The sequence below is a fragment of the Salinivibrio socompensis S35 genome (assembly GCF_000513715.1).
In the GTDB taxonomy this organism is placed as follows: domain Bacteria; phylum Pseudomonadota; class Gammaproteobacteria; order Enterobacterales; family Vibrionaceae; genus Salinivibrio; species Salinivibrio socompensis.
In genome coordinates this window covers 1-26,368 of the sequence record NZ_AQOD01000031.1, presented here as the reverse complement: position 1 = coordinate 26,368, position 26,368 = coordinate 1, and the positions used below count along the sequence as shown (strand labels likewise).

The 26,368-nt window shown below is 49.4% G+C and carries 25 protein-coding genes and 9 pseudogenes; 25 read left to right on the top strand and 9 right to left on the bottom strand.

Annotated elements, in window-relative coordinates:
* The first annotated feature begins 4 nt into the window (after positions 1-4).
* From astA to DZ54_RS19150, 3 genes and pseudogenes are all read left to right on the top strand, one after another.
* On the top strand, positions 5-1,027 hold the full coding sequence (astA, locus tag DZ54_RS0104695; protein WP_025673253.1) for an arginine N-succinyltransferase: 1,023 nt from the start codon (positions 5-7) through the stop codon (positions 1,025-1,027).
* Between the two features lies 1 nt (position 1,028).
* Positions 1,029-2,508, top strand: a pseudogene (astD, locus tag DZ54_RS19155) (succinylglutamate-semialdehyde dehydrogenase).
* Between the two features lie 10 nt (positions 2,509-2,518).
* Positions 2,519-3,311: pseudogene (locus DZ54_RS19150) on the top strand (2-oxoadipate dioxygenase/decarboxylase family protein).
* An 84-nt stretch (positions 3,312-3,395) separates the two neighbouring features.
* Here the strand turns inward: DZ54_RS19150 and DZ54_RS19145 are convergent.
* The 7 genes and pseudogenes from DZ54_RS19145 to DZ54_RS19130 form a co-directional block, all read right to left on the bottom strand.
* Positions 3,396-4,262, bottom strand: a complete 867-nt coding sequence (locus DZ54_RS19145) for a hypothetical protein (RefSeq protein ID WP_025673252.1) — start codon at positions 4,260-4,262, stop codon at positions 3,396-3,398.
* Positions 4,263-4,390: 128 nt separating this feature from the next.
* Positions 4,391-5,023, bottom strand: coding sequence for a cAMP-activated global transcriptional regulator CRP (gene crp / locus DZ54_RS0104675; protein WP_025673251.1), 633 nt, complete (start codon positions 5,021-5,023; stop codon positions 4,391-4,393).
* A 249-nt stretch (positions 5,024-5,272) separates the two neighbouring features.
* On the bottom strand, positions 5,273-6,142 hold the full coding sequence (locus DZ54_RS0104670; RefSeq protein ID WP_025673250.1) for a phosphoribulokinase: 870 nt from the start codon (positions 6,140-6,142) through the stop codon (positions 5,273-5,275).
* A 56-nt stretch (positions 6,143-6,198) separates the two neighbouring features.
* Positions 6,199-6,417: a YheU family protein gene (locus tag DZ54_RS0104665; RefSeq protein WP_025673249.1), complete on the bottom strand. Its 219-nt coding sequence runs from the start codon at positions 6,415-6,417 to the stop codon at positions 6,199-6,201.
* Between the two features lie 148 nt (positions 6,418-6,565).
* Positions 6,566-7,535, bottom strand: a pseudogene (locus DZ54_RS19140) (hydrolase).
* Positions 7,519-7,998 (bottom strand): TIGR02444 family protein, encoded by a 480-nt coding sequence (locus DZ54_RS19135; protein ID WP_025673248.1) that lies wholly within the window; start codon positions 7,996-7,998, stop codon positions 7,519-7,521. Before DZ54_RS19135 ends, DZ54_RS19140 begins: the two are co-directional and overlap by 17 nt.
* Before the next feature lie 8 nt (positions 7,999-8,006).
* Positions 8,007-9,934: pseudogene (locus DZ54_RS19130) on the bottom strand (ABC transporter ATP-binding protein).
* Positions 9,935-10,129: 195 nt separating this feature from the next.
* On the opposite strand from DZ54_RS19130, the gene kefG reads away from it, so the two are divergent.
* The 4 genes from kefG to slyD are packed head-to-tail and all read left to right on the top strand — an operon-like array spanning position 10,130 to position 13,259.
* Positions 10,130-10,714, top strand: a complete 585-nt coding sequence (gene kefG, locus DZ54_RS0104640; RefSeq protein ID WP_025673247.1) for a glutathione-regulated potassium-efflux system ancillary protein KefG — start codon at positions 10,130-10,132, stop codon at positions 10,712-10,714.
* On the top strand, positions 10,704-12,503 hold the full coding sequence (kefB, locus tag DZ54_RS0104635) for a glutathione-regulated potassium-efflux system protein KefB (RefSeq protein WP_025673246.1): 1,800 nt from the start codon (positions 10,704-10,706) through the stop codon (positions 12,501-12,503). The genes kefG and kefB overlap by 11 nt, the downstream gene beginning before the upstream one ends.
* A gap of 9 nt (positions 12,504-12,512) precedes the next feature.
* Positions 12,513-12,716, top strand: a complete 204-nt coding sequence (locus tag DZ54_RS0104630) for a YheV family putative zinc ribbon protein (RefSeq protein ID WP_025673245.1) — start codon at positions 12,513-12,515, stop codon at positions 12,714-12,716.
* 51 nt (positions 12,717-12,767) lie between these two features.
* Entirely contained in the window at positions 12,768-13,259 is a 492-nt protein-coding gene (gene slyD, locus DZ54_RS0104625; RefSeq protein ID WP_025673244.1) for a peptidylprolyl isomerase, read from the top strand.
* Positions 13,260-13,374: 115 nt separating this feature from the next.
* Here the strand turns inward: slyD and DZ54_RS0104620 are convergent, their stop codons facing one another.
* Together DZ54_RS0104620 and DZ54_RS19125 are read right to left on the bottom strand one after the other, a co-directional pair.
* Positions 13,375-13,587: a SlyX family protein gene (locus DZ54_RS0104620; protein WP_420804833.1), complete on the bottom strand. Its 213-nt coding sequence runs from the start codon at positions 13,585-13,587 to the stop codon at positions 13,375-13,377.
* A gap of 21 nt (positions 13,588-13,608) precedes the next feature.
* Positions 13,609-14,591 (bottom strand): annotated as a pseudogene (locus tag DZ54_RS19125) (WD40 repeat domain-containing protein).
* A 126-nt stretch (positions 14,592-14,717) separates the two neighbouring features.
* On the opposite strand from DZ54_RS19125, the gene fkpA reads away from it, so the two are divergent.
* The 18 genes and pseudogenes from fkpA to rplV all read left to right on the top strand — a co-directional run.
* Positions 14,718-15,500: an FKBP-type peptidyl-prolyl cis-trans isomerase gene (gene fkpA, locus DZ54_RS0104610; RefSeq protein ID WP_025673242.1), complete on the top strand. Its 783-nt coding sequence runs from the start codon at positions 14,718-14,720 to the stop codon at positions 15,498-15,500.
* A gap of 157 nt (positions 15,501-15,657) precedes the next feature.
* A complete protein-coding gene (locus DZ54_RS0104605) occupies positions 15,658-16,350 on the top strand; it encodes a helix-turn-helix transcriptional regulator (RefSeq protein ID WP_081721591.1) in 693 nt (230 codons plus the stop codon).
* Positions 16,347-16,739, top strand: coding sequence for a sulfurtransferase complex subunit TusD (gene tusD / locus DZ54_RS0104600; protein WP_037353569.1), 393 nt, complete (start codon positions 16,347-16,349; stop codon positions 16,737-16,739). The genes DZ54_RS0104605 and tusD overlap by 4 nt, the downstream gene beginning before the upstream one ends.
* Before the next feature lie 9 nt (positions 16,740-16,748).
* Positions 16,749-17,101, top strand: a pseudogene (tusC, locus tag DZ54_RS19120) (sulfurtransferase complex subunit TusC).
* 9 nt (positions 17,102-17,110) lie between these two features.
* On the top strand, positions 17,111-17,401 hold the full coding sequence (tusB, locus tag DZ54_RS0104590; protein WP_025673239.1) for a sulfurtransferase complex subunit TusB: 291 nt from the start codon (positions 17,111-17,113) through the stop codon (positions 17,399-17,401).
* A 176-nt stretch (positions 17,402-17,577) separates the two neighbouring features.
* Complete coding sequence (rpsL, locus tag DZ54_RS0104585; protein WP_025673238.1) at positions 17,578-17,952, top strand: 30S ribosomal protein S12; 375 nt, start codon at positions 17,578-17,580, stop codon at positions 17,950-17,952.
* Between the two features lie 97 nt (positions 17,953-18,049).
* Positions 18,050-18,520 (top strand): 30S ribosomal protein S7, encoded by a 471-nt coding sequence (rpsG, locus tag DZ54_RS0104580; protein WP_025673237.1) that lies wholly within the window; start codon positions 18,050-18,052, stop codon positions 18,518-18,520.
* Between the two features lie 75 nt (positions 18,521-18,595).
* Positions 18,596-20,692: an elongation factor G gene (gene fusA, locus DZ54_RS0104575; protein ID WP_025673236.1), complete on the top strand. Its 2,097-nt coding sequence runs from the start codon at positions 18,596-18,598 to the stop codon at positions 20,690-20,692.
* Positions 20,693-20,792: 100 nt separating this feature from the next.
* Positions 20,793-21,977 (top strand): elongation factor Tu, encoded by a 1,185-nt coding sequence (gene tuf / locus DZ54_RS0104570; RefSeq protein WP_025673235.1) that lies wholly within the window; start codon positions 20,793-20,795, stop codon positions 21,975-21,977.
* Between the two features lie 186 nt (positions 21,978-22,163).
* Positions 22,164-22,355 carry a bacterioferritin-associated ferredoxin gene (gene bfd / locus DZ54_RS0104565; RefSeq protein WP_025673234.1) on the top strand — a complete coding sequence of 64 codons (192 nt, stop codon included), beginning with the start codon at positions 22,164-22,166 and terminating at the stop codon, positions 22,353-22,355.
* A gap of 74 nt (positions 22,356-22,429) precedes the next feature.
* Entirely contained in the window at positions 22,430-22,918 is a 489-nt protein-coding gene (bfr, locus tag DZ54_RS0104560; protein WP_025673233.1) for a bacterioferritin, read from the top strand.
* Between the two features lie 356 nt (positions 22,919-23,274).
* Positions 23,275-23,586: a 30S ribosomal protein S10 gene (gene rpsJ, locus DZ54_RS0104555; protein WP_002541412.1), complete on the top strand. Its 312-nt coding sequence runs from the start codon at positions 23,275-23,277 to the stop codon at positions 23,584-23,586.
* Between the two features lie 13 nt (positions 23,587-23,599).
* A complete protein-coding gene (gene rplC, locus DZ54_RS0104550; RefSeq protein WP_081721590.1) occupies positions 23,600-24,229 on the top strand; it encodes a 50S ribosomal protein L3 in 630 nt (209 codons plus the stop codon).
* Between the two features lie 16 nt (positions 24,230-24,245).
* Positions 24,246-24,847: pseudogene (gene rplD / locus DZ54_RS19110) on the top strand (50S ribosomal protein L4).
* Positions 24,844-25,147, top strand: a pseudogene (gene rplW, locus DZ54_RS19105) (50S ribosomal protein L23). Before rplD ends, rplW begins: the two co-directional pseudogenes overlap by 4 nt.
* A gap of 19 nt (positions 25,148-25,166) precedes the next feature.
* Positions 25,167-25,991, top strand: a complete 825-nt coding sequence (gene rplB, locus DZ54_RS0104535) for a 50S ribosomal protein L2 (protein WP_021024466.1) — start codon at positions 25,167-25,169, stop codon at positions 25,989-25,991.
* Positions 25,992-26,011: 20 nt separating this feature from the next.
* Positions 26,012-26,290, top strand: a complete 279-nt coding sequence (rpsS, locus tag DZ54_RS0104530; RefSeq protein ID WP_021024467.1) for a 30S ribosomal protein S19 — start codon at positions 26,012-26,014, stop codon at positions 26,288-26,290.
* A 10-nt stretch (positions 26,291-26,300) separates the two neighbouring features.
* A pseudogene (gene rplV, locus DZ54_RS24675) lies at positions 26,301-26,368 on the top strand (50S ribosomal protein L22); the annotation flags it as partial.

Sequence of the window (26,368 nt, the reverse complement as noted above, 5' to 3'; positions counted from 1 at the left end):
TGAGATGTTAGTTATTCGGCCGATCCGTGCATCAGATTTTGATGCACTGATGTTGTGTGCGGAAGCGTCCGGGCATGGGTTTACTTCCTTGCCGGTCGATGCCGATTTGCTACAAGGGCGGATTAATAATTCGTTAGAAAGCTTTGCCAAACAGGTGACCGAGCCGGGTCCAGAAGGCTACCTGATGGTTGCAGAAGATTTAGAAACCGGTGAAATAGCAGGGACGACTGGGATTGAAGCCGCAATTGGTCTCGATAACCCGTTTTACAGTTATCACCTGACGAAAGTGGTGCATTCATCACGCAAACTTAACGTTCACAATATCGTTGAGGTCCTGACGTTTGGCAACAACTACACAGGGACGACGGAGATTTGCACCTTGTTTTTGCGCCCAGAATTTCGTGGCGGACTAAACGGTAAGCTATTGTCGAAGTGTCGTTTTCTGATGCTGGCGCAATTTCCAGAGCGCTTTGCTGACGTGGTGTTTGCCGAAATGCGCGGCGTATCCGATGACGAGGGCAACTCGCCGTTTTGGCAGTGGCTAAAAGACAACTTCTTTAACATTGACTTTACCTTAGCCGATTATCTCACTGGGATTGGAGCCAAGGGGTTTATTGCTGATCTGATGCCTAAATTGCCGATTTACGTGAGCTTGCTCAGTGAGGAAGCGCGTGCGGTAATTGGTCAAGTGCATCCAAACACGCGTCCAGCATTACGTTTGTTGGAAAAAGAAGGCTTTTCTTGTCGTGGCTATGTCGACATCTTTGACGCCGGCCCCACGGTTGAATGCTTGCGCCCCAATATTGAGTCTGTGCGTCACTCTTTCACCGCATCAGCCAGCGTACGAGAGCACAGTAGCGCACAGGATTATCTGATATCGAATACCGATTTTGCCGGCTTCCGCGCCACCGCAGCGAAAGCTGCGATCGATCACGAAACCAATCAAGTTGTGATCAGCCCAGCGGTTGCCGATGCATTGAATGTAAAAGACGGCGATCAACTGCGTTTGATTGCCATGGGGGGATAAGATGACAAAGCAATCAGCAGGCCATTTGATTAATGGTGAGTGGGTGAAAGGCGAGGGAAACGTCATGACCTCGCAAAATCCCTTTGATAGCCAGTGTATTTGGCAAGGCGAAGAAGCGAGTCGCTCGCAAGTTGAACTCGCGGTCAATGCCGCCCGTGAGGCGTTTTTACGCTGGAGAAATACCGATTTCTCTGAACGACAAGCGCTCATGGAACGTTTCGCCAACATAGTGAAAGCCAACACCGATGAACTCGCGCGTACCATTGCTGAAGAAACCGGCAAGCCGTTTTGGGAAACAAAAACCGAAGTCGGAGCCATGGTGGGAAAAGTGGCGATCTCCTTGCGTGCTTATCATGAGCGCACTGGATCACGTGAAAAAGACGTGAACGGCACCCAGGCAGTGTTACGCCATCGACCACTGGCGTTATGGCGGTGTTCGGCCCTTATAATTTCCCTGGTCACTTACCCAATGGCCACATTGTACCTGCGCTTTTAGCCGGTAACAGTGTGGTATTTAAGCCTTCAGAGCTGACCCCAAAAGTGGCAGAAAAGACCTTAAGCTATTGGCTCGAAGCGGGACTACCGGAAGGTTGATCAACTTGGTACAGGGTGGACGCAACACCGGTGAGGCGCTAGCACAAGCGCGAGGGATTGACGGTTTGTTGTTTACCGGTAGCGCCAATACGGGCCATATTCTTCATCGTCAGTTCGCGGGCCAACCCGATAAGATGCTGGCGCTAGAAATGGGGGGCAATAACCCCTTGGTCGTCAGTGATCAGTTTGGTGATTTAGAGGCCACTGTATACACCATTATTCAGTCCGCCTACCTCAGTGCTGGGCAGCGCTGTACCTGTGCACGTCGTTTGTTACTTCCCGAAGGCGAAGTGGGTGACACGATCTTGAGCCGCTTGGCTAGCTGGACAAAAACCGTGCGTGTTGGCGGCCAGTTTGATGAGCCCGCCCCTTTTATGGGCGCCCAAATTTCGATGGCTGCCGCTGAGGGGATTTTGGCCACACAACAAAAGCTCATCGACCTGGGGGCCAACCCCGTCATAGAGTGCGAGCACTTGCACGATGCGGTGATTTCACCCGGCATTTTAGACGTGAGTGGCATTCAAGAACTGCCCGACGAAGAGTATTTTGGTCCGTTACTGCAAGTGCAACGCTACCATGATATGGACGATGCAATGACCAAAGCCAATGATACCCGTTATGGCTTGTCGGCAGGGCTTATCAGTGAAGACGATGGGGAGTGGCAATACTTCCTCGATCATATTCGTGCAGGCATTGTGAACCGCAACCGTCAGTTGACAGGGGCAAGCGGTGACGCGCCATTTGGTGGCCCAGGAGCGTCCGGTAATTTGCGTCCAAGCGCTTATTACGCGGCGGATTATTGTGCTTACCCAATGGCATCCATGGAAGGCGATCAGGTGGTGCTGCCTGAGACGTTCGCGCCCGGGATTCCGACTCAAAAAGACTAAGGAGACCAACATGGACAGTGGTCAAACGTTATTCGACAAGCTGTGGCAAGACTATATCGACCGTCTTTGTCCGTCGGCACATCAGGTGCATGCCTTGCTCGAAGAAGGGCAGCCTTTAATTAATGATCATATTGCTTTGCGAACCTTTGGACTATCTAAAGTGGGACTCAAGGTATTGGCGCGCCCGTTTCTTGCCTTGGGGTTATCAGCAAAAAGGGGACTATACCTTTGAAGCGAAAAAGCTCAATGCTTGTCATTTTGAACACCCTGATCCCTTGATGCCGAAAGTATTTATTAGTGAATTAATGGTGGAGCAATGCTCGCCTGCGCTTCAGGCCATGGTTGAAAAGCTGGTGGCGCAAGTGGATGCGTCCGCACTGGCTGGCAGCGATTTTCTTCATCAGGGCCGGCTCTGGGATATCGACAATGCCACGTATCAAGCGCTTGCTGAAGAGAGTGAATACGCGTCCTGGGTGGCCGCGCACGGTTATGGCGCGAATCACTTCACGGTAAGTGTCAATCAGTTAAAGGCGCATGATAATTGCCAATCGGTTAACCAAAGGCTGCGAGACAATGGCTTTGCGATTAACGGATCTGGCGGTGAGGTAAAAGGTGATGCATCGGTGTATCTGGAGCAATCCTCCACCATGGCTGATCGCGTACCGGTTCTGTTCTCCGATTGCACGCAAACCATCCCTGGGGGATTTTATGAGTTTGCCAAGCGTTATGTCCTGCCTAATGGCGAACTGTATCAGGGGTTTGTCGCCGCGTCGGCGGATAAAATTTTTGAGAGCACACACTAGCCATCGATCGACTCGCGTTTAGAGTGGATATCGATGACCAAGGGGGGAGCCTATTGTGCTCCCCCTGTTTGATCTCTTACGTCGTTATTGTGCGCTAATATCTAACCAATAGTCATCTGGAATGGCTTGTGTTTCAGTGCTCAGATGGGGATTATCAATTCGAATAACAGTGCGATCATTGACGTTGGCTTTCTCAAAGGTCTCTTTGACTAAGGGAGCGTTATTAAAAAATTCAACAAATGAGCCGTCTTGGTATGCGGTTTCAAAAGCACGATTCAACATCTCTGCGATGTCGGCATGTTGAGGCGAGACAAACAGGAACATCGGGAAGCGATAAATAAGCATTAAATGAGGATCGACCAACAGATTTTCGTATTGCGGGCGCTCGGCCAATTCACTAAAGGGCTCAATTAAGGCGCGGGGAAAAAGGTCAGCACGGCCTGTATCGACGACTTTAAAAATGTTCTCAAAGCTTGATATCTCTCGCACTCGAAACCCTGCCGATGTCAGTACATTGACATCGGCCCAGCCTTGTCCTTGGATCATCGTCAATGACGCTAGTTCATCGGCACGATTTATTTGAGCCAGTTTGGGCTCGGTCGATTGATTAGTGATAAAGAGGCGATGGCCTAATAAGCCACGAAAAATAGGATAACGAACGGGAAGCAGCTCTGACTCTAGGGTGCGATCCGCGCCAAGCCAATCGACCGTCAACTTACCTTGCTTCATCATTTCGACTTTGCGTGACTGCGAGCCAATCTGACCATCAAAAGCCTGTAAGGTGACAGACTCACCCGACTTCTCGGCGAGAAACTCAATCAGCTCAATGGCATAAAGATCGAGCGCAGAGCCTGTTCTTGGCTCAGGGTGGACGATATTGACATTGGCGGTAGTCTGGATCGAGAACGCTGATAATATGAGGGCAATAAATGTAACGAGTAGCTTTTTCATAAACGACACCTTGTTAATTTAATGTTCACTGCATCGTTATGAGTGTAGAAGCTATTGGATCAGTTACCAGAATGAGAGATAAAAAAACCGACGCCAGGCGTCGGTTCGGAATACAGCGAGCGCTGTGATTAACGTGTACCGTATACCACAATGGTTTTACCATGGGCTGAAATAAGGTTTTGCTCTTCCAGCATTTTAAGAATACGTCCCACAGTTTCGCGCGAACAGCCAACGATTTGGCCAATTTCCTGACGGGTGATCTTAATTTGCATGCCATCAGGGTGCGTCATGGCATCGGGTTGCTTGGCTAAGTTCAACAGCGTCTGTGCAATGCGACCAGTGACATCCAGAAAGGCAAGATCCCCCACTTTTTGGCTGGTCACTTGCAAACGTCGCGCCATTTGCGAGGACAAACGCATCAATATATCAGGGTTAACTTGGATCAGTTGGCGGAATTTTTTGAACGAGATTTCTGCCACTTCACAAGGTGATTTAGCCCGAACCCAAGCGGTACGCTCCTGATCGTCTTCGAAAAGGCCAAGTTCACCGATAAAGTCACCTTGGTTAAGGTAAGACAGGATCATTTCCTTGCCTTCTTCATCTTTGATCAGAACGGCAACAGACCCTTTCACGATGTAATACAAGGTCTCCGCCTTTTCGCCTGCATGAATCAGCGTACTTTTCGACGGATACTTATGGATATGACAATGTGAAAGGAACCACTCGAGTGTAGGGTCTGTTTGAGGTTTTCCTGGAACCATATAACTTATTTCCTCTGCATGTGTTGCCCGGCAACAACGTCCTATCTTTGTCTGAGGGGTAACCCACCAGAGCTATGCACAGAATACGAAGTCTGGGCGCGGGCTACAAGCTCACTGTATGTTAACAAGAGTGTATCTTTTTTTGTTGGTGATTTCTTGATTTTGATCTAGGCCAACCGCCTAAAAAACTGGCAAAAACGTGGCTAAGATCACGGCTTGAGAAGTAATACACCATAGATGCGCTACGCGCTAGCCGATCTTGCCTTTTTCTATTAACTGCTGAATCAATGGACGGATGATGAGTTCCATCGCAAAGCCCATTTTGCCGCCGGGTACCACGAGTGTGTTATGCCGCGACATAAAAGACCCAGTGATCATTTGTAGCAGGTAAGGGAAGTCGACGTTTTTCATCCCTCGAAAGCGGATCACGACAAAACTCTCATCCAGTGAAGGAATGCCTTTGGCGTTAAGTGGGTTAGAGGTATCCACCGTCGGCACACGCTGAAAATTAATGTGAGTGCGCGAGAATTGGGGCGTAATATAGTGTAAGTAATCGTCCATCGAACGCACAATCGAATCGGTGACCGCTTCGCGTGAGTGGCCCCTATCGCGGGTATCGCGGACAAATTTCTGAATCCACTCTAGGTTGACGATCGGGACCATGCCAATCAGTAGATCGACATGTTGGGCAACATTGACGTCACCGTCCACCACGCCACCATGTAAGCCCTCGTAAAACAATACGTTGGTATTGTCGGGCAAATCTTGCCAGGGCGTGAAGGTACCTGGCATTTGATTGTAAGGGACGGCTTCGTCAAAGGTGTGTAAGTAGCGGCGGTATTTGCCTGTGCCGTGCTCGCCGTACTCACGAAAAAACTGCTCTAGCCGCGGGAAATCGTTGGCGGTCGGCCCAAAGTAACTAATGTGCCGCCCTTGTTCACGTGCTTTACGGATCTCGACGTCCATTTCCGGTCGCGTAAAGCGATGGAAACTGTCCCCTTCTAGCCACGCCGCGTTTATGTTCATCATCTGGAACATCTTACGGAATGCTTCGGACGTGGTGGTGGTCCCTGCTCCTGAAGAGCCGGTGACTGCGATGATTGGATGTTTAGCCGACATGACGCGCCCTGTCATTCAGTCTGAATGTGTATCGCTGTTTATTGCGTACAGCGACGCTAAGATCTGAGTGCTTCTTTACGACGAATATCCACGGTCTCATGCAACTCAGAATATACAATTACGGCCTCGCCGGATTGCAGCTGTTGGCGAACATCAGCCACTTTTTGTGCAAAGCTGACTTCCTGCTCACCATAATCGGTTCCTTCCCGTAACACAAAGTGTTCGATTAAACGGGTCAGTGTTTCCTCAGGGACCGATTGCCAAGGAACCATCATACTACATCACCTTTTGTTGATTTCTGGATGAGACGTTGGGGGGCTTGATGCTGTTCTTGTGAATCAGCTCGCATTTTACCCAATCATTCAACACAATGCAGTACATCAATGTGCGTCAGTCTTTGTTTGCTTGACTTGGTGCCCATGTCTAGGTGTGAGAACAAAGGTGTGAGGCCAACCAGTGAGGCACCGACTGCTCCAGCCAAAACTGTGGTTGGCGCCAACTGCCTGTAACAAAACCAACATGCCCACCATGTTCGCTCAGTTGATAGTCAATATTCGCGGGCAGAGGAGATGTCGGGATCACCGCGTCGGTCATAAAGGGGTCGTCTTTGGCATGGATAATCGCAAGCGGGACCTGGACAGCGTCAAGGACGGATAAACCACTACAGGTTTGATAGTAGTGTTGGGCATCGTCAAAGCCGTGCAGTGGCGCGGTGACAGTTTGATCAAACTCGAACAGGGTTTTAATCTTTGGCCGCTCGCCAGCATGCCACCGGCCCACTTGTTGATGACGGGTAAGTTTTTCCGATAAGGTTTGTCGCATCGAACGTAGCAAATACGCTTGATAAACACGGGAAAATCCTTGTTGAATACGCGTCGAGCACGCCGCTAAATCGAGCGGTGGAGAAATGGCACAACCACAGCTGACAATCGGATCATGGTGATAGTTTGCCAGGTAACGCACCAACATATTTCCGCCCAAAGAGACACCAACAGCGGCAATCTCATTGTTAGGGTAGGTCTGGCGTAAATAGGTCAAGAACGCCCGAGCGTCCTCGGTTTCGCCTGAATGATAGGTACGTGGCGCGCGATTAAGACGGCCACTGCAACCGCGAAAATGCATCACCACCCCGCACCAGCCCTGCTGTTTAAAGGCGGCCAGTAACCCGTTGGCATAAGGCTATCAAAGCTTCCTGCCAGGCCATGAAACAAGACAATAATGGGCTGTCCTACATCGGATGATGCGTCCATGCGAGATCGACAAAGTCACCGTCAGGCAGATCAAACGCTTGCCAAATAGGCTCGAAAACCGGTTGGCGGCGGAGTATTCGGGGTAACAAGGTCTGTAGGTGCGCGTTACGGGCACTTGGGATAGGATTAAAGGGTGTCATCATGGTCTGCTCCATCATCGTGTGCAGGCCCGTCTACCCGTAGCGATGTGTACAGGTTACGCGCAGAGGGTGATAGCTGGCGGCAATAATAAGCTAAGGGTGACGCGGATTGTGTGAGCCAGGATTGACGATTAAGCACTTCAATCAAATCTTGTTGTTGGAACTTTTCCAGACTGAGTTCAAAGTTGAGCATTTTTTTATATTGGCCTGTCCCCACGCGTGGCTTGAGATCGCGCCTTAAATGGCGGTAGGCGATCAGTAAATGCTCAGAACGGCTTAAGGCCTGTTTAAGCTGGGTGAGGCTCTCGGGGCTAAGCCCGTAACCGTGGCTTTCAATCCAGGCGAGCAGCAAGGCAAGATTCACATTACCTTGGTGCTCATCTTGTAATTTAAGGCAGGCTTGTTTTACTTCTTGTTTTCCATAGTGATGCAAACAAAACTGCCAAAGGTCGGGGGCGTTTGCCATCCCAGGCGTTAGGGTTGATTGAATGTCGCCTCCAGGGCTTCTAGCGCTTCTTGTTGCTCCATCCATTCTTGTTCCACCTCTTCGAGCGTCGATTTTGCATCGGCTTGGCGTTGCAATTGCTCCGTTAAACGGGCTTTGTTATCACTCTGGTAAATCGCGGGATCCGCTAACTGATTTTCAGCTTCTGCGATAATGGCAGAAAGTTGTTCGATCTTTGTGTCTAGACGGTCAATTTTTTTTCGTAGCGGCGCCGTTTGTTTTCGGCATTCGGCTTCACGACGCTTTTGTGCTTTACGATCTAGCTGCGTTTGCTGTGGGGCAACTTTTTCTTCTGAGGCTTGCTTTTTGTTTTCCGCACGATCCGCGCGTTGTTGTTCGGTCAGCCAGCGGTGATAGTCGTCTAAATCTCCATCAAAGGGTAGCACTGTTCCGTTGTCAACCAAATACAAGTCATCGGCTGTTGCACGTAATAAGAAGCGGTCGTGGCTGACGATCACCATGGCCCCTTCATACGATTGCAACGCGAGCGTCAATGCTTGACGCATGTCGAGATCCAGATGGTTAGTGGGCTCATCCAGTAATAATAAGTTTGGTTTTTGCCAAACCAGCAATGCGAGGACTAAACGTGCTTTTTCGCCGCCGGAGAAAGGGCCAATGATTTCCAAGGCTTTGTCACCTTGAAAACCAAACCGTCCCAGAAAATCGCGCAGGGTTTGCTCGGCGGTAGTCGGTGCCAAGCGATTCAGGTGTTGGAGGGGTGTTTCATCAATGCGTAACGTATCGAGTTGATGCTGGGCAAAATAACCAACTTTCACTCCCTGAGAGTAGCTAAGCTCGCCAGCCATCGCCGGCAAATCGCCTGACAATAACTTGATTAGCGTTGATTTGCCCGCGCCGTTTCGTCCCAACAGACCGATGCGCGCACCAGGCACAAGGTTAAGGCGAATATTCTCGATAATCGGTGTTGTGTTATAGCCCGCAGCCACCTTATCCATCATTAGAATGGGCGTGGGCAATGCATCAGGGGGTAAAAAGGTAAAGCTAAACGGATTATCGTATTGCGCAGGCAGCACCTTCTCCATGCGCTCTAGCGCTTTAATTCGGCTTTGTGCTTGGCGGGCTTTGGTGGCTTGGTACCGGAAACGATCAATGTAGGATTGCATATGAGCAACTTGCTTTTGTTGCTTCTCATATTGCGCTTGCTGTTGTGCCAACTTTTGTGCGCGCATGCCTTCAAAATCCGAGTAGTTGCCGGTGTATTCATTGAGTTGGGCGTGCTCAATATGAATGATACGGTTCACCACAGGATCAATAAAATCGCGATCGTGTGAGATCAGGACCAAGGTCCCCGGATACTGTTGCAACCATTTTTCTAGCCACATCACCGCGTCCAAATCGAGATGGTTGGTGGGCTCATCCAGTAGCAGTAAGTCTGAACGACACAATAGGCTTGCGCCAAGTTAAGTCGCATGCGCCAGCCCCCGGAGAATTGAGTCAGTGACCAATGAATTTGCGTCTGACTGAACCCCAAGCCATCCAGCAAGCTCGCGGCTCGCGCTTCAATGGTATAGCCACCAATCGCATCAAGCTTATCGTGTAACAGGGCAACCGTATTGCCATCATCGTTTGCTTCAGCGTGGCGCAGTGCGTCTTGTAAATCGCGGTATTCGGTATCACCATCAATCACATACTCCAGCGCACTTTTATCTAATGCGGGCGTTTCTTGCGCCACCCAGGCGACTTGCCATTGATTAGGGTAATCATAGTGTCCTGCATCGAGTGAAAGCTGGTGGCGGAGCAAGGCAAACAGGCTGGACTTGCCACAGCCATTTTTACCGACTAGACCGACTTTGTCGCCGGGCGCGATGGTGGCAGAAGTGTGGTCAAGCAGGGGCTTACCACCACGAAGCAATTGAATGTCGGAGAAGCGAATCATGAGTACTCAGTCTGTCTCGGGTTGATGGATACACGTTGCGCGGTCGTTATACCAGCTTGATGCTGGGATTGCCAAATTCCAACCGATGGCGCCAGTGGTTAGACAAGGGCTTGGCATTTTTGTGTGTTAAAGTTAAAAAAAATGGCATAAATGAACCGATTGCGCTTTTACCCAATCATAACGACAAGGAAGCTTATGCCTCAAGATAAGTCGGACCGCCAATATCCTCCAAAGGTCCTGGTCATCGTGGCACATCCTGACCCAGATGAGTCGGTTGCCAACCGTCGATTGCTTGAGTCGATACGCCCGCTGGCGCATGTCACTGTGCATGATATTTACGCCGCTTACCCCGATTTTGTGGTGGATGTGCATCACGAGCGTACGCTGATCACTAACGCCGATGTGTTGGTGTTTCAACACCCCTTACAAATGTACTCATGCCCTGCCTTATTGAAAGAGTGGATTGATGTAGTGCTAGGAAAAGGATTCGCCCACGGCCAAGGTGGCGATGCGTTAGCGGGGAAAATCTGTCGTTTTGTCGTGACCACAGGCGGGGCGGCAGAAGCGTTCAGTAAAATCGGCTACAACAAATATTCAATGGAGGAGCTGATGCAACCTTTTGAGCTTACGGCCGCGTTATGTCGCATGCACTGGGTTTCACCTTTAGTGCTTCACTGGGCACGGCGCGTCACCGATGCTGATCGCAACGCCTTTGCTGAGCTCTATGCGGACTGGTTAGCTGACCCTTTATATGGTCAGGAGGAGCAATATGGACAATAACCTCCTCGCGGTCGCGTTTGTTTTTCTATTAGCCGCGGCTATTGCCGTCCCTTTGGCCCAGCGTCTTGGGATGGGGTCTGTCCTGGGATATTTATTGGCAGGAATCGTCATCGGCCCGTGGGGGTTGAGTTTGATCAGCGATGTCGATGCGATTCTGCATTTTGCCGAATTTGGTGTTGTTCTGCTGTTGTTTCTGATTGGTTTGGAGCTGAATCCTAAGAAATTGCTACAAATGCGACGGCCGATTATTGTTTTGGGAGGCAGTCAGGTTTTAGCCACCGCAGTGGTAATCGGCGCGATCAGCGTTTTAGCTGGATTGACCTTGCGACAAGGCGTGGTGATTGGCGTCGGTTTGGCACTTTCTTCTACCGCTATTGCGATGAAAATCATTGAAGATCAGCGATTGATGCGTAGTGAAACGGGGCGGTCTGGGTTTGCCGTCTTGTTGTCTCAAGATATTGCGGTGATCCCCATGCTCGCCGTGATCCCGGCTCTTGCCGGTGGCAGTGCGGGCAGTTGGCTAGACGTGCTATGGATGTTTGTTGGTATCGGGGTTTTGTTAGTAGGTGGCCATTTCCTATTGCGCCCTTTGTTTCGTTTAGTAGCAGTGAGTGGCGTTACCGAAATCTTTACGGTGACCTCGTTGGCATTGGTTATCGGTATTGCCTTAGCGATGCAAAGCCTAGGATTGTCGATGGCGCTGGGAGCGTTTCTTGCGGGGGTATTGCTGGCAGAAAGTGAGTATCGGCATGAGCTTGAAACGGCGATCGAGCCGTTTAAAGGCCTGTTGCTCGGGCTTTTCTTTATTGCCGTTGGGATGACGGTCGACTTAGGCTTATTACTGGAATACCCATTGGCGATTATCGGTACGGTAGCGGCTTTAGTCGGTGGTAAAGCCTTATTGTTATACGGACTAGCGCGTGCGTTTGGTGTGGCGACAAAGGCGCGCAGTCAAATGGCAGTGCTTCTCAGTCAGGGAGGAGAGTTTGCTTTTGTTATCTTCACCGCCGCGCGTAGCCAAGGGTTACTCGATCAAAAGTTAAATGCCTTCTTGCTGGTAGTGGTGAGCCTATCGATGATGACCACGCCATTAATCCTCTCACTCCAACAGCGTTGGTTTGAGCATACCTTTAACGAGCCCGAATCACTCCCGCCGCAGGGGCCATTCAATGAAACCGATTCACGGGTGATCATTGCGGGATTTGGCCGGTTTGGGCAGGTCGTAGGCCGCTTGATGTTTGCCAATAAAATCGGCGTGACCATACTGGAGCGTGATCCAACTCAAATCAATCTACTACGGCGCTATGGCTACGAGGTGTACTATGGCGATGCGACCCAGTTAGATTTGCTACGTGCCGCTGGCGCGAAGACGGCTGAAGCGATCGTGATTTGTACCGATTCGCCGGAAGAAGTGATGGAGATTGTTGATCTTTGTGCCCATCACTTCCCTAATCTAAACGTATTGGCGCGCGCACGCAGTCGTATTGAGGCATATCAGTTGATGTCGCACGGTGTGAATCAGTTTTCTCGTGAAACCTTTTTGGGGGCGCTAGAGCTTGGACGTCAAACCTTGGAGTCCTTGGGCATGCACCCGTACAAAGCGAAACGCGCAGAAATATTGTTCCGTAAACTTGATATGCGCGTGTTGGAGGATTTATTACCTCAGCATAGTCAAGATGTTGCCACTGCATCGCATGTCAAAGAGGCTCGTCAGGAGCTGGAAGAAATTTTTGACCGAGAGATGCGTGTTGATAGTGAGCGACATCAAAGTTGGAATCGAGATGAATAAGGTGTTGATGTGAAAAAACGTTTTATTGCAGGTGCTGCCTGCCCGTCGTGCCAACAACTCGATACATTGCGAGTGTGGCGTGAAAATAACATTGACAAAGTAGAATGTGTCAGCTGCGATTACCATGATAGTCGGTTACCGGAATCGGCACAGCAGTCACACTCTGGCGCCGAGTCGGCAGAGAATGTCATTGGGATCTTTAAACCGGAGTAGGGGATCCGTTATCATCGGCAGTCCATTTACCTTTCCGGTCTCGGAGCGAGCATGAAAATTGCAAAAGATGTGGTAGTCAGCCTGGCTTACCAAGTAAAAAATGAAGACGGTGCACTTGTTGATGAATCAACAGCACAAGAGCCTCTCCAATACCTACACGGTCATCGTAACCTGATCGTCGGTCTTGAGAACGCGCTGGAAGGCCGTGAAAAAGGCGAGAACTTTGAAGTCACTGTAGGGCCAGATGACGCTTACGGTGATTATCAAGAAGCTATGGTACAACGTGTACCTGCTAACGTATTCCAAGGCGTAGACCAAGTTGAAGTGGGTATGCGCTTTATGGCTGAAACCGATCAAGGTCAGATCCCAGTCGAAGTGACTGAGGTGGAAGGCGATGAAGTGGTTGTTGACGCAAACCACATGCTTGCAGGCCAAACCCTGTCTTTCTCTGTGGAAATCGTTGATGTGCGTGAAGCGACAGAAGACGAGCTTTCACACGGTCATATTCACCAAGACGGTGAAGACTGTGGTCATGACCACTAATCGATTGTGAATGAATTGGTTGTGATGAATGCCATTAATAAAAGGCGCCGTTTGGCGCCTTTTTTCTGTCTGGCTGTAACGACTGCGATCTGAGGATGACGCTCGCGTTGTGGTCTCAATAATGCGGGGGCGGGGTTTCGTCGGCTTGGCTGGCAATATTCTCGGGCTCAACCTGTTGGAGCTGGTTAACGAGGTACTGAATTTGTATCGTCATGCGCTCAATATCACTTTGCTGTTGGGTCAACGCAGTATTGAGTTGGTCGATGGTGTCTTCTTGAAACGCCACCTTGTACTCAAGATCATCAATTTGCTGTTGTAACTTATCCATCTCGCTCATACGGCTCTCTCATTATTGCGCGTCGGTTAACCAAGCTTGGGCGATCCCGGCCGAGGTGCCTGAGATGACACGTCCGGTTGGATCAATCGCCACATCATACACCACTGCGCTGGGGGGGCGAGTGTCAGGCTGTGCCAATGCTTGCCAACGACCAATATTCTCTCCCGTTTTTACATCCCATAACTCGACCGCTGTGACGGAGTGCCAGTGGCTAGTTGCGTCCCATCATCGGAAAAGCGTGCACTGGCGTAAATGGCTTGGCGGGCAAAAATATCCAGTTCACTGACCTTGTCGCCACTGGGTAGGGCCCAAATAACGGCGCGGTTACCACCATCAGAGACAAACGCGTACTTGCCCTCACGGTGCAACGCCACTTGCTTAATCCGCCGATCATACGCAAAGTCATTAATGATCTGGCCAGACTGGGTGTCCCAGAAGTAGGCATGATGGTCACTGCCACCGGAGAGTACGTAAGCGCCATTTGGGGAAATAGACACTGCATTGATTTTATCTCGATGGGCAAGGAACTCTAAGCGCCTTCCCGTGCCTAAGTCGATAAATAGCGCTTTTCCGTTCGATAACGCCAGTACCAATTTTTCGCCGTTATTACTGATCGCCGCATCGCGTATGATGCCTTCAGAAATCGACCATAGCCCTTGTGACTGGCTCCAAGCGAGATCCCAAACGGCGAAATTTTGTGCCGTTGTGGTTATGGCATAACGCTTGTTGTCGGAAATATGGCTCACAACGACGGGGTTCGCATTGGGATCTTGTGCACCGAGTTCGGCCAGCTGCTGATTGGTGACCAAATCCCAGAGGATAATGTCCGTTTCCTTCGACGCGAGCAGGGCAAAACGGCCATCGCGACTGAGGCTAAAACTGGTTGCGCCTTCTGGATGGATTGACCAGCGCTGTGCTTCTTTGCCAGACTGCCAACAACCGGTTAGGCTATTAATAACGATAAAAATGCAAATAATGTGGCGGATTTTGGGCATCATGCTTGAGTTCCAGTGTTTGCAGCCATATAACCACCAGTATATTGATAGAATAAGGCTTTCGCATGGTTGATGCGTCAGTCACCACAATACGAGGATTCATCCTTGCCATCAACGGAGTACCCAATGAAATCAGTAATGAAGATGTCGCTACTCGCGGCAACCGTTGCCTTTGCCGTCGGCTGTCAGCAAGACGATGCCAGCGTCGAGCAAACCAACCAAGCTGCGGAACAAGCGGAAGCAGCGTTTGCCAACGATGACGACAAAGCCGCCTACGCGATTGGCGCGTCTTTAGCTCAATACCTCAACGCCAACTTAGAGCAACAGGCAGAGATCGGCTTAGATCTTGATAAAGAGGTGGTATTACAAGGGGTGCAAGATGTCTTTAAAGGCGAATCAAAACTGACCGATGAGCAAGCGCAAGCGGCGTTACAATCATTAGATCAGCGCGTGACCAAATTGGCGAAAGAACAAGCCAAAGAGAAAGCGGAAGCCGCGATCGCGGACGGTGAAACGTATCGTGCTGACTTTGCCCAACAAGACGGTGTCAAAGAGACGGACTCTGGCTTGCTATACAAAGTCGATAGCATGGGTGAGGGCGAGAAGCCATCCGCAGAAGATACTGTGGTTGTCCACTACAAAGGCACCTTGACTGACGGCACCCAGTTCGACAGCTCCTACGATCGTGGTGAGCCAGCCACTTTCCCGCTTAACCGTGTGATCCCTGGCTGGACCGAAGGGGTGCAGCTGATGCCCGTTGGTTCTACGTTTACCTTTGTTGTGCCACCCGAGCTGGCTTACGGTGATCAAGACACCGCCTCTATTCCGGCTAATTCGACACTGGTGTTTGATGTCGAACTGCTAGAAATAAAAGAAGATACTCAACAAGAAAGTGCTAACGAAGGTTAACCTTTGTTGACACTGTTGAGCATGAACAAGCCCTGGCTTTGCCGGGGCTTTTGCATTTTAAAAGATAAATTCTGTTAAACTGGGCGCAGAGAAATAAAGATTGACGGTCGAATAAGGATAGGCGTACGTGGTACCGACAGAAGGCTTTGGCGCGAACATGATGACGGAAAATGAGCTCATTGAGCCTAATCCACTTAATCAGCAGGACAGCGTTATTCTGCGGTCTTATGCCGCTGTGGTGGATGGGTTAGCCGCGCTGATTGGTGAACATTGTGAAATCGTACTGCACGCATTAGACGATTTAAATAAGTCGGCGATTAAGATCGCGAATGGCGAAAACACGGGTCGACAAGTGGGATCGCCCATCACTGACCTAGCGCTGCGGATGCTGCGAGACATTGAAGGCTCTGAGCGCAACTTTTCGCGGGCATACTTCACTCGTGCAAAAAGTGGCACCTTGATGAAATCGATCACGGTGGCGATTCGCAATGGTGATAACCGTATCATTGGGCTTTTGTGTATTAACATCAATTTAGATGCGCCCTTTTCACAGGTATTACAAGCCTTCATCCCTGATGATCAAGCCAAACAAGCGGCTTCATCCGTTAACTTTGCCAGTGATGTTGAAGAGCTGGTGGACCAAACCGTTGAGCGGACGGTTGAAGAAGTCAATGCCGATAAAACCGTCTCTAACAACACCAAAAACCGCCAGATAGTCATGGCGCTCTATGATAAAGGGATTTTTGATATAAAAGATGCTATCCATCGTGTGGCATCGCGTCTCAATATCTCTAAGCATACGGTCTACCTTTACGTTAGACAGCGGAAAACGGAAGAGGCTGAATCATGAGCTTGCGTTATGTGTTAGTGGTGACTGAGCCTGCTTATGGGTCACAGTTGGCGCGCACTGCCTATCAGTTTGCCTGTGCCGCGATTGAGGCAGGTCACCAAATAAGCAAGGTATTTTTCTACCAAGACGGAGTGCTAAATGGTACGGCGACCACTGTCCCTGCCAACGATGAATTTGATATTGTTGCGGCATGGCAATCCTTGGCGCGGGAACATCAAGTGCAACTGGAAACTTGCGTTGCCGCTGCGCTGCGTCGTGGCGTTATCAGCGAACAAGAGGCGGCGCAACACGGCTTGCAGCAGAGCACGTTGGCCGCTGATTTTTCGCAAGCTGGGCTAGGCTCGCTGGCAGAAGCCTTGTTGACCGCTGACCGAGTCATGCAATTTTAAGAGGGCTTCATGCAAATAGGGTTTGTCTTTTCTACGTCGCCCCACGGGTCGTCGAGCGGTCGAGAAGGGCTAGATGCGTTACTCGCCACCTCGGCGTTTTGCGACACGTTATCGGTTTTTTTTATTGGTGATGGGGTCCTCCAACTGATCGAAGCCAGCAACCTCAACACATACTGAGTCGAGATTACATTGCCAGCTTTAAAATGCTACCGCTGTGTGACGTTGAGGACATCTATGTGTGCCGCGCTTCATTGGCGGCACGTGGGCTGGCGCAAGCAGAGACCGTTTTACCCACTCAAGTCCTGGCACTTGAACAAGTCAAAAAGCGATTGTCAGAGTGCGATCGCATACTGCATTTTTAAGGAGTCGGCGTGCTGCATATAGTAAAATCGTCTCCCTATCGTGACCAAGCGCTAACGCTGTGCTTGAACTACATCGATCAGGACAGTGTGATTGTATTAATTGGTGATGCGGTACTGGCGGGGCTGGATAACAGCGAGTGGGCGATGCGATTATTTACCGAGAATCATGTTATTTATTTGCTCAGTGATGATGTTCACGCTCGAGGGCTCGGCGATAAGCTACACCCCAGCGCTGAGGTTATAGACATGAATAAATTAGTGAGCTTGAGCGTCGAGCATGTCACGCAAATGACATGGTAATACGCTAGCTTGAACAGCGCGAGAACGCCCCCTGTACGCTGCTTGAAAAATAAACAATGCAAAGATCTCTGTATAAATCTTGACACCCTATACCCCGACGCCTAAATTTCGCGTCCCTGTTGTATTGGGGCTAGATTTTTCACACTTATACGTTAAGTAATATCAGGAGCTATTTAATGGCAACTATTAACCAGCTGGTCCGCAAACCACGCTTGAAGCAAGTTGCGAAAAGCAACGTGCCTGCGCTGGAAGCGTGTCCACAAAAACGTGGTGTATGTACTCGTGTTTACACCACTACTCCAAAGAAACCAAACTCTGCACTGCGTAAAGTATGTCGTGTGCGTTTGACCAATGGCTTTGAAGTTACCTCATACATTGGTGGTGAAGGCCACAACCTGCAAGAGCACAGTGTTGTTCTGATCCGCGGCGGTCGTGTTAAAGACTTGCCGGGTGTGCGTTACCACACTGTTCGTGGCGCACTTGACTGTGCAGGCGTTAACGGCCGTAAACAAGGTCGTTCTAAGTACGGTGTAAAGCGTCCTAAGTCTTAATGGATTCCGTTAAGTAAGGCCAAACACTCAAACAATTGAATTTTGAAAAAACTGAAAAGTTTTGGATAAAACCTGAAGAAGACAACGGAGATAATCCATGCCACGTCGTCGCGTAATTGGTCAGCGTAAAATTCTTCCAGATCCTAAGTTCGGATCAGAATTGCTGGCAAAGTTTGTAAACATCCTGATGGTTGACGGTAAGAAGTCAACCGCTGAAAAAATCGTTTATGGTGCACTAGACATCATGGCTGAGCGTTCTGGTAAAGAGCACTTGGCTGTATTCGAACAAGCTCTTGAAAACGTACGCCCAGCGGTCGAGGTGAAATCTCGCCGTGTAGGTGGTTCAACTTACCAAGTCCCCGTCGAAGTACGTCCTGTACGTCGTAACGCGCTGGCTATGCGTTGGTTAGTTGAAGCCGCTCGTAAGCGTGGTGAAAAATCTATGGCTCAGCGCCTAGCAAGCGAGATGCTAGACGCGTCAGAAAACAAAGGTACTGCTGTTAAGAAACGTGAAGACGTTCACCGTATGGCAGACGCGAACAAAGCGTTCGCACATTACCGCTGGTAATGCCTTCATGGCGTGTCCCGTTCGGGGCACGCCAAACCCATTTTCTAAGGTTAACCTTAGCAAGAGGATACTATTGTGGCTCGTAAAACCCCTATCGAGCGCTACCGTAACATCGGTATTTGTGCTCACGTAGACGCCGGTAAAACCACGACTACCGAGCGGATCTTGTTCTACACAGGCGTTAATCACAAAGTTGGCGAAACGCATGATGGCGCATCAACAATGGACTGGATGGCGCAGGAGCAAGAACGTGGTATTACTATCACTTCTGCAGCGACCACGACATTCTGGCACGGCTCTGATCATCAATTTGATCAACACCGTGTCAACATCATCGATACCCCAGGACACGTTGATTTCACTATCGAAGTAGAGCGTTCACTGCGTGTGCTTGATGGTGCAGTGGTTGTATTCTGTGGTTCATCTGGTGTGGAGCCTCAGTCTGAAACCGTATGGCGTCAGGCTGACAAATACGAAGTACCGCGTATGGTTTTCGTCAACAAGATGGACCGTGCGGGCGCTGACTTCCTACGTGTTGTTGACCAAATCAAAAATCGCCTTGGTGCGCACCCTGTGCCAATTCACTTGAACATTGGTGCAGAAGACCAGTTCAAGGGCGTGATTGACTTGATCAAAATGAAAGCGATCAACTGGAACGAAGAAGACTTAGGTATGACATATACCTATGAAGAAATTCCAGACGATCTGAAAGAGCAAGCAGAAGAGTGGCACAACTTCTTAGTTGAGTCTGCTGCCGAAGCGTCTGAAGAATTGATGGACAAATACCTTGAAGAAGGTGAGCTGTCTGAAGAAGAAATCAAGAAAGCGCTGCGTCAGCGTACCCTTGATAACGAAATCGTGCTAGCAACCTGTGGTTCTGCGTTTAAAAACAAAGGCGTTCAGGCGGTTCTGGATGCGGTTATCGAATTCTTGCCTTCACCGATTGATGTTAAAGCGATCAAAGGTGAAGACGACGACGGTAACCCTGTCGAGCGTCATGCCGACGATAAAGAACCGTTCTCTGCGTTAGCCTTTAAAATTGCAACCGACCCATTTGTCGGTACGCTGACCTTTATGCGTGTTTACTCTGGTGTAGTGAACTCTGGTGACAGTGTATACAACTCAGTGAAGCTTAAGCGTGAGCGTTTGGGCCGTATCGTACAGATGCACTCTAACAAGCGTGAAGAGATCAAAGAAATCCGCGCCGGTGATATCGCAGCCGCGGTGGGTCTAAAAGACGTAACCACGGGTGATACACTGTGTGCCATGGATTCAAAAGTTATCCTTGAGCGTATGGAGTTCCCCGATCCAGTTATCCAGATCGCGGTTGAGCCTAAGTCTAAAGCAGACCAAGAGAAAATGGGTATCGCGCTAGGTAAACTGGCGGCAGAAGATCCATCATTCCGCGTTGAGTCTGACGAAGAATCCGGCCAAACCCTGATCTCGGGCATGGGTGAACTTCACCTAGACGTGATCGTTGACCGTATGCGTCGCGAATTTAATGTTGAGTGTAACGTTGGTAAGCCTCAGGTTGCTTATCGCGAAACCATCCGTGGTAGCACCAAAGTTGAAGGTAAATTCGTTAAGCAGTCGGGTGGTCGTGGTCAATTCGGTCACGTATGGCTGAAGATCGAACCGTCAGAGCCAAACGAAGGCTTCGTCTTTGTTGACGAAATCGTGGGTGGCGTGGTTCCACGTGAATACATCGGCGCGGTATCAAAAGGTATTGAAGAGCAAATGAAAAACGGTGTTCTCGCCGGTTATCCAGTGCTCGACGTTAAAGCGACCTTGTTCGATGGTTCTTACCACGATGTTGACTCCAACGAAATGGCGTTTAAGATCGCTGCATCAATGGCATTCAAGAAAGGTGCACACGACGCGCAACCTGTTATGCTTGAACCAATGATGAAGGTTGAAGTAACCACGCCAGAAGAGTGGATGGGTGACGTTGTTGGTGACTTGAACCGTCGTCGTGGCCTAATCGGTGGTATGGACGAAGGCCCTGCGGGTCTGAAGATCGTACGTGCCCAAGTGCCACTGTCTGAAATGTTCGGTTACGCTACAGACCTACGTAGTGCAACACAAGGCCGTGCGTCATACTCGATGGAATTTAGCGAGTATGGTGAAGTGCCGAAGAACATTGCTGATGCTCTCATTGCTGAGCGTAGCTAATTATTTTGGTCCTGATGCCAGCCCGATGGCTGGCATCAAACACTGACTTCTGAGTTATTAGGCAAAGCCCGTTAACTCACAACTAGGAAGGAAGACGATCGTGTCTAAAGAAAAATTTGAACGTACGAAAACGCACGTTAACGTTGGTACTATTGGCCACGTTGACCATGGTAAAACGACACTGACTGCCGCTATCTGTACTGTACTTGCAAAAGTATACGGCGGTGCTGCGCGTGATTTCGCGTCAATCGATAACGCCCCAGAAGAGCGTGATCGTGGTATCACCATCGCAACGTCTCACGTTGAGTACGATACACCAAACCGTCACTACGCACACGTTGACTGCCCAGGACACGCTGACTATGTGAAAAACATGATCACCGGTGCAGCACAAATGGACGGTGGTATCTTGGTTGTTGCGGCGACTGATGGCCCAATGCCACAGACCCGTGAGCACATCCTACTTGGCCGTCAGGTTGGTATTCCAAACATCCTCGTGTTCATGAACAAATGTGACATGGTTGATGACGAAGAGCTACTTGAGCTGGTTGAAATGGAAGTGCGTGAGCTACTTTCAGAGTATGACTTCCCAGGTGACGATTGCCCAGTTATTCAAGGTTCTGCACTGGGTGCATTGAACGGTGAAGAGCAGTGGGAACAGAAGATCGTTGAACTTGCAGAAGCCCTGGATTCTTACATCCCAGAGCCAGAGCGTGCGATCGACAAACCGTTCATCCTGCCAATCGAAGACGTGTTCTCAATCCAAGGCCGTGGTACTGTCGTAACGGGTCGTGTTGAGCAAGGCGTTATCACTGTTGGTGACGACGTTGAAATCATCGGCATGAAAGACACTACCAAGACCACTTGTACCGGTGTTGAGATGTTCCGTAAGCTTCTAGACGAAGGCCGTGCGGGTGAGAACGTAGGTGTTCTTCTGCGTGGTACTAAGCGTGACGAAGTTGAGCGTGGTCAAGTACTGGCGAAGCCAGGTTCAATCACTCCGCACACCAAGTTCGAATCAGAAGTTTACGTGCTGGGCAAAGATGAAGGTGGCCGTCATACGCCGTTCTTCAAAGGCTATCGTCCACAGTTCTACTTCCGTACCACTGACGTAACCGGTACGATCGAGCTGCCAGAAGGCGTTGAAATGGTAATGCCTGGTGACAACATCAAGATGGTTGTTGAGCTGATCGCACCAATCGCGATGGACGAAGGTCTGCGCTTCGCTATCCGTGAAGGTGGCCGTACTGTAGGCGCTGGTGTTGTTGCTAACATCATTGCTTAATGTGATAGACGTTTAGTCTTATCCATAAAAGGGAGCGCATCGCGCTCCCTTTTTTATTGTCTTTTCAATCTCGTCATATTGATATAAATGAATCATCAGTCAATAACCAACCGTTATATAAAAAGGCTTTACCTCAACCGCAATGCAAACTATTCTCGTTATAGTTCATGTTTTGAGATAGCTAAGATGTTAGTTTGTATTTGCCACAGTGTGTCGGATAAGACGATCAAACATTGGGTGCGTCAGCAAGGTATCACCAGTATCCGTGAATTACGGCAGCTGACACCACTGGGCTCCCAGTGTGGCAAATGCGTGCGTCAAGCCAAAGAGGTGATAGTCGACGAGAGCCAATTGATTACACTGCAGCAAGCGAGCTAAACAAGCGGTCAATATTTGACAGCCTCCTTATGGGTTCTACAGTTGTTAAGTAGAACCATAAGGAGGCTATTGCCATGAAAGGCGATCCAAAATCGATAGCATTTCTCAACACGGTACTCGGCAATGAATTGGTTGCGATTAATCAGTACTTTCTTCATGCGCGCATGCTCAAAGACTGGGGGTTAAAAGTCATCGCTCACAAGGAGTATGAAGAATCCATCGATGAGATGAAGCATGCTGATAAGCTGATTGAGAGGATATTGTTTCTTGAGGGAACCCCGAACCTCCAAGACCTTGGAAAACTGAGAATTGGTGAAGATACGCAAGAAATTTTTGAATGCGACTTGGCGGTTGAGATGCAAGCCCATGAGGACTTAAAAGAGGCGATTGCTTATACTGAAAGCATTCGTGATTTTGTGTCACGGGATTTGTTTCAATACATCCTTGATGACGAAGAAGAGCATATTGATTGGCTGGAAACCCAGATTAGCTTGATTGAGAAGGTTGGTATTGCCAATTATAACCAAGCTCAGATTATCGAAGACGCTAGCGAAAAGGGTTAAATTGAAAACCCATCCAACGTTGGTCATGGAAAACGCGCGCCAGCTAGGCGCGTTTTTTTATGATGTATTTTTAACCGACGCTTGCAAAGTCATCATGTATCGGTATAATCCCGTTCACTGCTTAAGTCATCACGACTTCCGACGCAGTTGTGAACCAATGAGCATCGAGGAATGGAACAGTAAACTGTTCGTTTAATGTATACTCCGCTTATGTTCGCAGTCATAGAATAATGGCTGACAATGTGCCTAATTTTGGCACTACGGTTTCACATAAATTAATCGGTATTCCCTCGCCTTAGTGAGAAGGAATGGCGATATTGTTTGTGTAAATATTTTAGAATTTGGAGCTCTGTCTCATGCAGAACCAACGTATCCGTATCCGCCTGAAGGCGTTCGATCATCGCTTGATCGATCAGTCTACAGCGGAAATCGTTGAAACCGCTAAGCGCACTGGCGCACAGGTTAAGGGACCTATCCCTCTACCTACTCGTAAAGAGCGCTTCACCGTTCTTATTTCTCCGCACGTAAACAAAGACGCACGTGACCAGTACGAGATTCGTACTCACAAACGTCTGATCGACATCGTTGAGCCAACAGATAAAACTGTTGACGCTCTGATGCGTCTTGACCTTGCTGCGGGCGTTGATGTTCAAATCAGCCTGGGTTAAGGGGGAGTAGATAATGATTGGTCTAGTCGGTCGTAAAGTCGGTATGACTCGTATCTTCAACGAAGATGGCGTTTCTATCCCGGTTACCGTAGTTGAAGTTGAAGCAAACCGTGTGTCTCAGGTACGTAAGCCTGAAGTAGATGGTTATGCAGCAATTCAAATCACTACAGGCGAGAAGAAAGCAAGCCGTGTCAACAAGGCACAAGCTGGTCACTTCGCGAAAGCAGGTGTCGAAGCAGGCCGCGGTTTGTGGGAATTCCGTTTGGAAAATGATGAAGAGTTTGAAGTTGGCGCTGAGCTAAACGTAGAACTGTTCAACGAAATCAAAAAAGTAGACGTTACTGGCACGTCGAAGGGTAAGGGCTTCCAAGGCGGCGTTAAGCGTTGGAACTTCCGTACTCAAGATATGAGCACGGTAACTCTTTGTCTCACCGTGCTCCTGGTTCTATCGGTCAATGTCAGACTCCAGGTCGCGTATTCAAAGGCAAAAAAATGGCAAGGTCATATGGGTTCTGAGCGTGTAACGACTCAAAATCTAGAGATCGTACGTGTTGACGCTGAGCGCAATCTGCTCCTTATTAAAGGTGCAGTACCAGGTGCGACAGGTGGCAACGTGATCGTTAAACCAGCCGTTAAAGCGTAACGTCGAGGAGATAGTAATGGAATTGGTAGTCAAAGGCGCCGACGCGCTAACTGTTTCCGAAACTACCTTCGGGCGTGAATTCAACGAGTCCCTGGTACACCAGGTAGTCGTTGCATACGCAGCTGGTGCCCGTCAAGGTACTCGCGCTCAGAAAACTCGTTCAGACGTATCTGGTGGCGGTGCTAAGCCATGGCGTCAGAAGGTACTGGTCGCGCCCGTGCAGGTACAATCCGCAGCCCAATCTGGCGCAGCGGTGGTGTCACTTTCGCAGCACGTCCTCAGGACCATGCTCAGAAAGTTAACAAAAAGATGTACCGCGGTGCTCTTAAGAGCATCCTATCAGAGCTTGTTCGTCAAGAGCGTTTAATCGTGGTTGACAACTTCTCTGTTGAAGCACCAAAAACTAAAGAGCTTGTTGCTAAGCTGAAAGAACTTGAGCTAAGCGACGTTCTTATCGTCACTGCCGAAGTTGATGAGAATCTGTTCCTGGCCGCACGTAACCTTTATAAGGTTGACGTACGCGATGCAGATACTATCGACCCAGTTAGCTTGATCGCTTTCGACAAAGTCGTGATGACTGCAGATGCAGTTAAACAAGTTGAGGAGATGCTGGCATGATCACTGAAGAGCGTATCCTAAAAGTTCTGCGTGCTCCGCACATCTCTGAAAAAGCGACGATGGCCGCTGAAAGCAACAACACTGTTGTATTTAAAGTAGCTAAAGAAGCAACGAAAAAAGAGATCAAAAGCGGCAGTTGAAAAACTGTTCGAAGTTGAAGTGAAGTCTGTTCGTACCCTTCTCGTTAAGGGTAAGACCAAACGTCAAGGTATGCGTGAAGGCCGCCGTAGCGACTGGAAAAAAGCGTATGTTTCCTTGAAAGAAGGTCAGGACATCGACTTCGTTGGCGGCGCTGAGTAAGACGGAGGAGTAAAAGCAAATGGCTATTATGAAATGTAAGCCGACTTCACCGGGTCGTCGTCACCTTGTTAAAGTGGTTAACCATGATCTTTATAAAGGTAAACCATACGCACCACTGCTAGAGAAAAACTCTAAGTCTGGTGGTCGCAATAACAACGGTCGAATTACAGTGCGTCACATCGGTGGTGGTCATAAGCATCATTACCGTGTAATTGACTTCAAACGTACTAAAGACGGTATCCCAGCGAAAGTTGAGCGTCTTGAGTATGATCCAAACCGTAGTGCAAACATCGCGCTTGTACTGTATACGGATGGTGAACGTCGTTACATCATCGCACCGAAAGGCCTAAAAGCCGGTGATCAGATTCAGTCTGGTGCAGATGCAGCAATCAAGGTAGGTAACAGCCTGCCAATGCGTAACATCCCAGTGGGTTCTACTATCCACAACATCGAGTTGAAACCTGGTAAAGGTGCTCAGCTTGCACGTTCTGCGGGTGCTTATGCACAGATCGTTGCTCGTGACGGCGCGTACGTCACACTCCGCCTACGCAGCGGTGAAATGCGTAAGGTTCTTGCTGAAGGTCGAGCGACCCTTGGTGAAGTGGGTAACTCAGAGCACATGCTACGCGAACTGGGTAAAGCCGGTGCGGCGCGCTGGAAAGGCGCACGTCCAAGCGTACGTGGTGTTGCAATGAACCCGGTTGATCACCCACATGGTGGTGGTGAAGGTCGTACCTCAGGTGGCCGTCATCCAGTTACACCTTGGGGTATGCCAACTAAAGGCTTCAAGACCCGTAAGAACAAACGTACCGACAAGTACATTGTACGTCGTCGTAACAAGTAATTATTATCAGAGGATAAGCCATGCCACGTTCTCTCAAGAAAGGTCCTTTTATTGACCTGCACTTGCTGAAGAAGGTAGAGAAAGCGGTGGAAAGCGGTGACAAGAAGCCTTTAAAGACTTGGTCCCGTCGTTCAATGATCATCCCACAGATGATCGGATTGACCATCGCTGTCCATAATGGTCGTCAGCACGTACCCGTTTTCGTTTCTGAAGAAATGATCGGTCACAAGCTTGGCGAGTTTGCACCAACACGTACTTATCGCGGCCACGCTGCTGATAAGAAAGCTAAGAAGCGATAAGGGGTAAGAAATGGAAGCTATTGCTAAACATCGCTTTGCTCGTATCTCGCCTCAAAAAGCACGTTTGGTTGCGGATCA

Excerpts from the sequence above, each read along its gene's own strand:
- rpsS (WP_021024467.1), top strand. The coding sequence starts at position 26,012 with ATGCCACGTTCTCTCAAGAAAGGTCCTTTTATTGACCTGCACTTGCTG.
- rplC (WP_081721590.1), top strand. The coding sequence starts at position 23,600 with ATGATTGGTCTAGTCGGTCGTAAAGTCGGTATGACTCGTATCTTCAAC.
- bfd (WP_025673234.1), top strand. The coding sequence starts at position 22,164 with ATGTTAGTTTGTATTTGCCACAGTGTGTCGGATAAGACGATCAAACAT.
- tusD (WP_037353569.1), top strand. The coding sequence starts at position 16,347 with ATGAGCTTGCGTTATGTGTTAGTGGTGACTGAGCCTGCTTATGGGTCA.
- rplB (WP_021024466.1), top strand. The coding sequence starts at position 25,167 with ATGGCTATTATGAAATGTAAGCCGACTTCACCGGGTCGTCGTCACCTT.
- slyD (WP_025673244.1), top strand. The coding sequence starts at position 12,768 with ATGAAAATTGCAAAAGATGTGGTAGTCAGCCTGGCTTACCAAGTAAAA.
- DZ54_RS19135 (WP_025673248.1), bottom strand. The coding sequence starts at position 7,998 with ATGGCAAACGCCCCCGACCTTTGGCAGTTTTGTTTGCATCACTATGGA.
- rpsJ (WP_002541412.1), top strand. The coding sequence starts at position 23,275 with ATGCAGAACCAACGTATCCGTATCCGCCTGAAGGCGTTCGATCATCGC.
- bfr (WP_025673233.1), top strand. The coding sequence starts at position 22,430 with ATGAAAGGCGATCCAAAATCGATAGCATTTCTCAACACGGTACTCGGC.
- astA (WP_025673253.1), top strand. The coding sequence starts at position 5 with ATGTTAGTTATTCGGCCGATCCGTGCATCAGATTTTGATGCACTGATG.
- DZ54_RS19145 (WP_025673252.1), bottom strand. The coding sequence starts at position 4,262 with ATGAAAAAGCTACTCGTTACATTTATTGCCCTCATATTATCAGCGTTC.
- rpsL (WP_025673238.1), top strand. The coding sequence starts at position 17,578 with ATGGCAACTATTAACCAGCTGGTCCGCAAACCACGCTTGAAGCAAGTT.
- kefB (WP_025673246.1), top strand. The coding sequence starts at position 10,704 with ATGGACAATAACCTCCTCGCGGTCGCGTTTGTTTTTCTATTAGCCGCG.
- crp (WP_025673251.1), bottom strand. The coding sequence starts at position 5,023 with ATGGTTCCAGGAAAACCTCAAACAGACCCTACACTCGAGTGGTTCCTT.
- DZ54_RS0104605 (WP_081721591.1), top strand. The coding sequence starts at position 15,658 with ATGATGACGGAAAATGAGCTCATTGAGCCTAATCCACTTAATCAGCAG.
- DZ54_RS0104665 (WP_025673249.1), bottom strand. The coding sequence starts at position 6,417 with ATGATGGTTCCTTGGCAATCGGTCCCTGAGGAAACACTGACCCGTTTA.
- DZ54_RS0104670 (WP_025673250.1), bottom strand. The coding sequence starts at position 6,142 with ATGTCGGCTAAACATCCAATCATCGCAGTCACCGGCTCTTCAGGAGCA.
- rpsG (WP_025673237.1), top strand. The coding sequence starts at position 18,050 with ATGCCACGTCGTCGCGTAATTGGTCAGCGTAAAATTCTTCCAGATCCT.
- fkpA (WP_025673242.1), top strand. The coding sequence starts at position 14,718 with ATGAAATCAGTAATGAAGATGTCGCTACTCGCGGCAACCGTTGCCTTT.
- DZ54_RS0104620 (WP_420804833.1), bottom strand. The coding sequence starts at position 13,587 with ATGGATAAGTTACAACAGCAAATTGATGATCTTGAGTACAAGGTGGCG.
- kefG (WP_025673247.1), top strand. The coding sequence starts at position 10,130 with ATGCCTCAAGATAAGTCGGACCGCCAATATCCTCCAAAGGTCCTGGTC.